Source organism: Dietzia sp. E1 (assembly GCF_014145015.1).
Taxonomy (GTDB): domain Bacteria; phylum Actinomycetota; class Actinomycetes; order Mycobacteriales; family Mycobacteriaceae; genus Dietzia; species Dietzia cinnamea_A.
The window spans coordinates 1-7,988 of sequence record NZ_JAALDU010000149.1 but is presented as its reverse complement, the minus strand read 5'-3'; the positions used below and the strand labels follow the sequence as shown (position 1 = coordinate 7,988).

Below are 7,988 nucleotides of genomic sequence, written 5' to 3'. Positions count from 1 at the left end.
CACCGTCGTGCTCGCCGCCCGGCGCCGGGACCGGCTCGAGGCACTGGCCGACGACCTGCGTGCGTCCGGCGGCACCGCCACGACCGTGGCCTGCGACGTCGCGGACCCGGAGGCCTGCGCGGCGATGGTCCGCGCGGTGATGGACGCCCACGGGCGCATCGACATCCTCGTCAACAACGCCGGACTCGGCACCGCCGTGCCCGCCCTCAAGGAGACGCCCGAGCAGTTCCGCGGCGTGGTGGACGTCAACCTGAACGGCGCCTACTGGGCGGCCAAGGAGTGCGCGGCCGTCATGGGGCCCGGCTCGAGCATCGTCAACGTCGCCAGCGTGCTGGGCCTGACCGCCGGCTTCGCGCCCCAGGCCGCGTACTCCGCGACCAAGGCGGCGGTTCTCGGCCTGACCCGCGACCTGGCGCACCAGTGGGGCAGCCGCCGCGGCATCCGCGTCAACGCGCTCGCCCCCGGGTACTTCGCCTCCGAGATGACCGACGAGATCCCCGAGAAAATGCTCGCCGACATCACCGGCAGCACCATCTTCGGGCGGCTCGGACTGCAGCCCGAACTCGACTCCGCGCTGGTCTTCCTCGCCTCCGACGCCTCGTCCTTCATCACCGGCGCGACCCTCGTGGCCGACGGTGGCATGACCCTGCACTGACCGCGTCCGCGCCGACAACCCCTACAGGAGTAGAAACAATGGAATTCGCTCACAGTCAGCGCAGCCTCGAGCTGCAGGAGAACATGTGGGAGTTCATGCGGGAGCACGTCTTCCCGGCCGAGCCCGTGTGGTCCGCGTATCTGCGCGAACACGGCGACAACGCCTACCCGCCGATCATGGAGGACCTCAAGGCCGAGGCCCGCCGCCGTGGCCTGTGGAACCTCTTCCTGCCCGAGTGGTCAGGCATCTCCAACCTCGAGTTCGCCGCCGTTTCGGAGATCACGGGATGGTCGCCCGTCATCGCCCCCGAGGCGATCAACTCGCAGGCCCCCGACACCGGGAACATGGAGACCTTCCACCTGTTCGGCACCGATGAGCAGAAGGCCAAGTACCTCGAGCCGCTCAAGGAGGGGAAGATCCGCTCGGCGTACGCGATGACCGAGCCCGACGTCGCCTCCTCGGACGCCACCAACATCCAGACCGTGATCCGCCGCGAGGGCGACGAGTACGTGATCAACGGCCGCAAGTGGTGGATCACCGGCATCGCCGACACCCGCTGCGAGATCCTCATCGTCATGGGCAAGACCGACCCCGACGCCGAGACCCACCGTCAGCAGTCCATGGTCCTCGTCCCGCGCGACACCCCGGGCCTGCGGATCGAGCGCAATCTGCCCCTGTTCGGCTACCAGGACCAGCACGGGCACTGCGAGCTCGTGTTCGACAACGTGCGAGTGCCCGTGGAGAACCTCCTCGGCGAGGAGGGGGCCGGCTTCGCGATCGCCCAGGCGCGCCTCGGACCGGGCCGCATCCACCACGCCATGCGCGCCATCGGGATGGCCGAGCGGGCGCTCGCGCTCATGGTCGACCGGGCCAAGTCCCGCCACGCCTTCGGTGGTTCCCTGGCCAGCCAGGGCGTGGTGCAGGAGCACATCGCCAACTCGCGGATCGAGATCGATCAGGCTCGCCTACAGGTCCAGCACTGCGCGTGGATGATCGACACCGTCGGCGCCAAGGAGGCACGCTTCGAGATCTCGGCCATCAAGGTCATCGCACCGCAGGTCGCGTGTGCGGTCATCGACCGGGCCATCGAGGTCTTCGGCGGCGCCGGCGTCTCCGACGACACCCCGCTCGCGTACTTCTACGCCTGGGCGCGGGCCCTGCGGATCGTCGACGGTCCGGACGCGGTCCACCGTCGCACGATCGCGCGTGGCGAACTGAAGAAGACCCCGCCGTACATCGGATAACCCTAGGATGTCCTACCAGTCGCCGGGTCGACCGGCACCGGGGGACGCACGAGAGAGAAGGAAGAAGCACATGGGTGCAGTGATCGTGGAGGCCGTGCGCAGCGCGGTGGGTAAGCGCAAGGGCGGCCTGGCCGGGGTGCATCCCGCCGACCTGTCCGGGGTGGTGCTCAACGGGCTCGTCGAGCGCGCTGGGATCGACCCGGCGGTCGTCGAGGACGTCATCTGGGGTTGTGTGACCCAGGCCGGTGAGCAGGCCGGCGACATCGCCCGGACCGCCGCCCTGTCCGCGGGGTGGCCCGAGACGGTCAACGGCGTGACGATCGACCGGCAGTGTGGGTCGTCGCAGCAGGCGCTGAGCTTCGCCGTCGCGGTGGTCGAGTCCGGCTACCACGACGTGGTCGTGGCCGGCGGCGTGGAGTCGATGACCCGCGTGCCGATGGGCTCGCACGTGTCCTCCGACTCGTTCCCCTACGGGCAGCAGTTCCTGGACCGGTACAACGGCATCGCGCCCAACCAGGGTGTGGGCGCCGAGATGATCGCCGAGCGGTGGGGCTTCTCGCGCACCCAGCTCGACGAGTTCGCGGTGGCCTCGCACGAGAAGGCCGCCGCCGCACAGGACGCCGGGTTCTTCGCCGGTCACATCGTGCCGGTGACCACCCCGGACGGCGTGTTCGACACCGACCAGGGCATCCGCCGCGGCAGCACCGTCGAGGCGCTGGCCGGGCTCAAGACGCCGTTCAAGGAGGACGGTGTCATCCACGCGGGCAACGCCTCCCAGATCTCCGACGGCTCGGCGGCGATCCTGGTGATGAGCGAGGAGGCCGCCGCGAAGTACGGCTGCACCCCGCTGGCGCGCGTGCACACCGCGACCCTCGCGGGCGACGACCCGGTCATCATGCTCACCGCGCCGATCCCCGCCACGGCCAAGGCGCTGGCCAAGTCCGGCCTGTCGATCGACGACATCGGGGTGTTCGAGGTCAACGAGGCGTTCGCCTCCGTGCCGATGGCGTGGCTGGCGGACACCGGCGCGGACCCGGCCAAGCTCAACCCGAACGGCGGCGCGATCGCCCTCGGACACCCGCTCGGCGGCTCCGGCGCGCGCATCTTCGCCGACCTCGTCCATCACATGAAGAACGAGGGCATCAAGTACGGCCTGCAGACGATGTGTGAGGGCGGCGGCCAGGCCAACGCCACCATCATCGAACTGCTCTGACCGGCGCGATCAGCGCTACCCGACCCCTGGTCCCCGCCGCGATGGCGGTGGGCCGGGGGTCGGTGCGTGTGCGGGTCGTCCGGCGTGCGCGCGGTACCCGGCGGCCGCTGCACCGCCTATTGCCGTTCGCCACCATCCAGAAGACGATTTCGCCCGTATCGGTCGAGTGGATCTGTGCGAAACGCTCTTCTCGACGAGGGCGCTCAGTCGCCGGTGAGGACGATGGCGCGCCCCAGCACGTCGCCACGGTCGAGCGCCTCGTAGGTCCGCGGCGCCTCGGCCATCGGGACGCGCCGCGAGATGACCTGGCCGAGATCCAACTTGCCGGCGGCCAACAGTCGGATGAGGGCGGGGACGTCCTGTCGGGCCCGCGCGCCGTACGAGCCCTTGATCTGGATCTTCCGGCGGACGATGCGCGCCAGGTCCGCGTCCAGCGACGTCCCGGCCGGCGGGATACCCACCACGACGACGCGGCCGCCCTCCCTGGCGATCTCGGTGGCCTGGCGGGTCGTGACCGCGGAGCCGAGCGCCTCGAACGCCGCGTCGACGCCCCGGCCGCCCGTGATCTCCATGACGGCGGCCGTCGCGTCGATCTGCGCCGAGTTGATGGTGTGGGTGGCGCCCATGCGGCGGGCGAGGGCGAGCTTGTCGTCGTCGACGTCGATCGCGATGACCGCTTCCGCACCGCTCACCGCGGACAGTTGGACGATGTTCTGACCGACGCCGCCGACCGCGACCACCGCGACCGACTCCCCGGTCCGGACGTCGCCGACGTTGCGGACGGCCCCGTAGGCGGTGAACATCGAGCACCCGAGGATCGCCGAGTCGGTCAGGTCCAGTTCCTCAGGGAGGGGGAACACGGCCGTGGCCGGGGTGACGCTGTACTCGGCCAGCCCGCCCATGGAATACATGGACAGCGGTTCGCCGGAGGCCCGGCGGAGCCGGCTCTCGCCGTCGTACATGGTCCCCCGCAGCCGGTTGTACTCGAAGAACGTGGAGCAGATGTCCTCCATGCCGCGCGCGCAGTTCTCGCAGTAGCCGCACGGCATGATGAACGAGCCGACCACCCGGTCGCCGGGCCGGACGGTGGTCACCCCGGGGCCGACCTCGGCCACCACTCCCGAGATCTCGTGGCCAAGCACGCCGGGGAGCGGGAACCCGACCTCGCCCTTCATGACGTGCAGGTCGGTGTGGCACACCCCGCAGGCGTGGTTGTGCACGAGGACCTCACCCTCCCGCGGTTCGGGGATCGGGATGTCCTCGATCACCAGCGGGGATCCGGTCTCGACACAGACGGCAGCCTTCATGGCGCCGACTGTACTCAGGCGTCGGCGCCCACCTCAGCAGATCCGCTGGGACTCAGCAGATCCGGAATACTCAGCCGATCCGGGACACTCAGCCGATGCGACCGAGCAGCTCGTCGGAGATGATCCGCATCTGGATCTCGCTCGTCCCCTCGAAGATCCGGGTGAGGCGCGCGTCCCGCCAGTGCCGCTCGACCTGGAAGTCGGTCGTGTACCCGGCCCCGCCGTGGATCTGGATGCCCTGCGAGGTCACGCGTTCCGCCATCTCGGTAGCGACGAGTTTGCACATCGCCGCCTCGAGCGAGCACCGCCGCCCCGAGTCGATGGCGGTGGCCACCGAGTACATGAGCTGGCGGGCGGCCTCGATGTCCGCGGCCATCTTGGCGATCTGGAATCGCAGGTACTGGAACTCGCCGATGGGCCGCCCGAACTGCTCGCGGTTCGTCACGTAGGCGATCGAGTCCTCGAGCGCGGCGCGGGCGAGTCCGATGGCCCGGGCCGCGGTGTGGGCACGTCCGACCTCGAGCCCGGACACGGCCAGGTAGAAGCCCTTCCCCTCCTCGCCGAGCAGGGCCGAGGCCGGGACGCGGAAGTCGTCGAACGACAGCTCCCAGGTCTGCCAGCCGAAGTACCCGATCTTGCGCACGGGGGTGCCGGTGATGCCCGGCGGGAACCCGCCGCGCTCCTTCTCCACGAGGAAGGCGGAGATCCCGCGGTGCGGCTTGTCGGGATCGCGGTGGGGATCGGTCCGCGCGAAGAGCACGAGGTAATCGGCCTGGTCGGCGTACGTGCACCACATCTTGGTGCCGTTCACGACCCATTCGTCCCCGTCGCGAACAGCCCGGCACGAGATGTTGGCGACGTCGGACCCGGCCTCGGCCTCGGACAGCGCGTAGGCGCCCAGCCACTCGCCGCGCGCGACGCGGGGGAGCAGCCGGGCCTCCTGCTCGGCGGTGAAGCCGCCGCCCATGCCGTTCCCGCGTGCCAGCAGGCCCGAGACGGACAACCATCCGCGGGCCAGCTCCTCGGCGACGAGACAGTACTCGAACACGCCCAGGCCCAGGCCGCCGTGCTCCTCGCCGACCATGATTCCGAAGAACCCGATGTCGGCCATCTTCTGCCGTAGCCCGTCGGGGATGTCGCCGCGTTCGGGGTCGAGTCGGTCGGCGACGGGGAGGACCTCCTTGGCGGTGAACTCGCGGGCCAGGTCGCGGATGGCCAGACGCTCGGGCGTGAGGTAGACGGGGACGTCGTCGCGCGCGGCGGGCTTGTGGGTCATGCCGGTGATCCTCCGGTCGTGAGGCGGTCGGTGTCCGCTCCGAGTCGGGGAGCGGGCCCCGTGGTCAGGTGTGCGCCGTCGAAGGTGGCCGGGTGGGCGGCGGCCAGGTACGGGCCGATGCCGGGTTGGTCGAGGCGGGCGAACAGCGGGTTGGCCTCGAGATCGCCGTCGGAGACGACCTCGGCGAAGGTGCGGTACCGCTCGTGGAGTACCACCGACTCCGACAACGCCCGGGCGACCTCCTCGGTCGTGTGGGCCGAGAACCAGCGGGCGAACAGGGCGGCGAGCACCTCGCGGTAGGAGTAGCGGTCCGACTCGGTGGAGAAGTCGGCACCGGTCGCGGTCTCGAGCGCGTCGACGGCCTCGCGCGTCCCGGTCAGGCGGGCCAGATCATGGAAATGGCGGGTCGTGAGGGCGACGACCATGAACCGGCCGCCGTCGCTGGTCGTGAAGTCCTTCCCGAACGTCCCGTAGACGTAGTTGCCCACAGCGGGCCGTGAGGTCCCGTCGAGCTGGGGCTCGGTGAGATACCCGAGTGTGCCCGCGGTGGCCAACGCGACGTCGTCGAGCGGCAGGACCATGTGCCGGCCGCGACCGGTCCGTTCGCGGTCGCGGACCGCCGCGACCACGGCGAGGGCGGCGTGGAGTCCGGCGGCGACGTCCCACGCAGGCAGTGCGTGATTGACCGCCTGTCCCACGCCGGGCCCGCCGCCCCGCCCGTCGACCTGCCCGGTGATGGCGGGGAACCCGAGGGCGGCGTTGACGGTGTAGTCCACCGCCGGTCGGCCGTCGCGTCGGCCGAGCAGCTCCAGGGTGATGACGTCGGGCCGGATCGCGGCCAGGACGTCGTGGCTCATCCAGTCGCGGCCCGCGGAGTTGGTCACGAGGATCCCACCCCCCGCGCCGGGCGCGGTGACGAGGTCCCGCAGCGCCTGACGGCCCTCGTCGGACCGCAGGTCGAGGGTCACCGAGGCCTTGCCGCGGTTCAGGCCGGTCCAGTAGATGGAGGTCCCGTCCGGCGCGAGGGGCCAGCGGTTGACGTCGGCGGCACCACCCGTCGGGTCGACCCGGATGACCTCGGCGCCGAGCTGGGCGAGGGTGAGGCCGCACAGGGGAGAGGCCACGAAACTCGACAGCTCGACGACCCGGATGCCGTCGAGGGGTCGTCCCGCCGCCGCGGGAGTGGTCGGGTCGGACATCGGTGCCTCCGTCGCCGAGGGGGCGGTTGAGTCACCCCGCAAACGATGATAATAGTTGTTAGCATACAGGCGATGCGCTGGAAGCGGCGGAAGGCGGGCGATGAACACGACAGTGGGGGAACCGGAGGTATCCGGGGACGATTTCGCGGACATCCTCGCGACCACGCGCGACTACATCCGCACGGTGGTGCTGCCGCGTGAGCAGGAGATCGCGGACGCCGACGAGGTCCCGGCGGACATCCGCACGGGGCTGGCCGACATGGGCCTGTTCGGTTACGCGATACCGCAGCGCTGGGGCGGCCTGGGGTTGGACCTGACCCAGGACGTCGAGTTGGCGATGGAGTTCGGGTACACGACCCTCGCGATGCGGTCCCTGTTCGGTACCAACAACGGGATCGCCGGGCAGGTGCTGGTGAACTTCGGGACGGACGAGCAGAAGGCGAGGTGGCTGGGGCCGATCGCCTCCGGGGAGGTGATCGCGTCGTTCGCCCTCACGGAAGACGGCGCGGGGTCGAGCCCAGCGGGGCTGACCACCAGGGCGGTGCGCGACGGAGCCGACTGGGTGATCGACGGGACCAAGCGTTTCATCACCAACGCGCCGCTCGCCGGCCTGTTCGTCGTGTTCGCCCGGACCCGCCCCGCCGACGCCGACGGCACCGGCATCGCCGTCTTCCTCGTCCCCGCGGACACGCCGGGCGTGACGGTGGGGCCGAAGGACAAGAAGATGGGTCAGGAGGGCGCCTGGACCGCTGAGGTGAGCCTCCAGGGAGTCCGCGTCCCGCACGACGCACTGGTCGGCGGGGACGAGGACGCGGGCTACCGGGCCGCGATGACCTCGCTCGCGCGAGGCCGCGTGCACATCGCCGCGTTGGCGGTCGGTGCCGCGCAGCGCGCGTTGGACGAGTCGCTCGCGCACGCCACCACCGCCACCCAGGGCGGGAGGGTGATCGGCGAGTTCCAGCTGGTCCAGGCCATGCTGGCGGATATCCAGGTGGGGGTGATGGCGGGCCGGGCGATGGTCCGCGAGGCCGCCGCGAAGTACCACTCCGGTGAGGATCGCCGGATCGCCCCGTCGGCGGCCAAGCTCTACTGCA

General features: G+C 70.7%; 7 protein-coding genes. 4 read left to right on the top strand and 3 right to left on the bottom strand.

Annotated elements, in window-relative coordinates; translation table 11 throughout:
• From G6030_RS06225 to G6030_RS06215, 3 genes are all read left to right on the top strand, one after another.
• Positions 1-655, top strand: a 655-nt coding sequence (locus G6030_RS06225) for an SDR family oxidoreductase (RefSeq protein WP_182642529.1), incomplete at its 5' end; no start/stop codon positions are given.
• A gap of 38 nt (positions 656-693) precedes the next feature.
• A complete protein-coding gene (locus G6030_RS06220; protein ID WP_182642528.1) occupies positions 694-1,899 on the top strand; it encodes an acyl-CoA dehydrogenase family protein in 1,206 nt (401 codons plus the stop codon).
• Between the two features lie 70 nt (positions 1,900-1,969).
• Positions 1,970-3,112, top strand: a complete 1,143-nt coding sequence (locus tag G6030_RS06215; protein ID WP_182642527.1) for an acetyl-CoA C-acyltransferase — start codon at positions 1,970-1,972, stop codon at positions 3,110-3,112.
• A gap of 203 nt (positions 3,113-3,315) precedes the next feature.
• Here G6030_RS06215 and G6030_RS06210 read toward each other — a convergent pair whose 3' ends face one another.
• The 3 genes from G6030_RS06210 to G6030_RS06200 form a co-directional block, all read right to left on the bottom strand.
• Positions 3,316-4,419: a zinc-binding dehydrogenase gene (locus G6030_RS06210; RefSeq protein WP_182642526.1), complete on the bottom strand. Its 1,104-nt coding sequence runs from the start codon at positions 4,417-4,419 to the stop codon at positions 3,316-3,318.
• 88 nt (positions 4,420-4,507) lie between these two features.
• Positions 4,508-5,695 carry an acyl-CoA dehydrogenase family protein gene (locus G6030_RS06205; protein WP_182642525.1) on the bottom strand — a complete coding sequence of 396 codons (1,188 nt, stop codon included), beginning with the start codon at positions 5,693-5,695 and terminating at the stop codon, positions 4,508-4,510.
• Positions 5,692-6,894, bottom strand: coding sequence for a CoA transferase (locus tag G6030_RS06200; protein WP_182642524.1), 1,203 nt, complete (start codon positions 6,892-6,894; stop codon positions 5,692-5,694). Before G6030_RS06200 ends, G6030_RS06205 begins: the two co-directional genes overlap by 4 nt.
• Positions 6,895-6,994: 100 nt before the next feature.
• On the opposite strand from G6030_RS06200, the gene G6030_RS06195 reads away from it, so the two are divergent.
• On the top strand, positions 6,995-7,988 hold a 994-nt coding region (locus tag G6030_RS06195; protein ID WP_182642523.1), incomplete at its 3' end, for an acyl-CoA dehydrogenase family protein.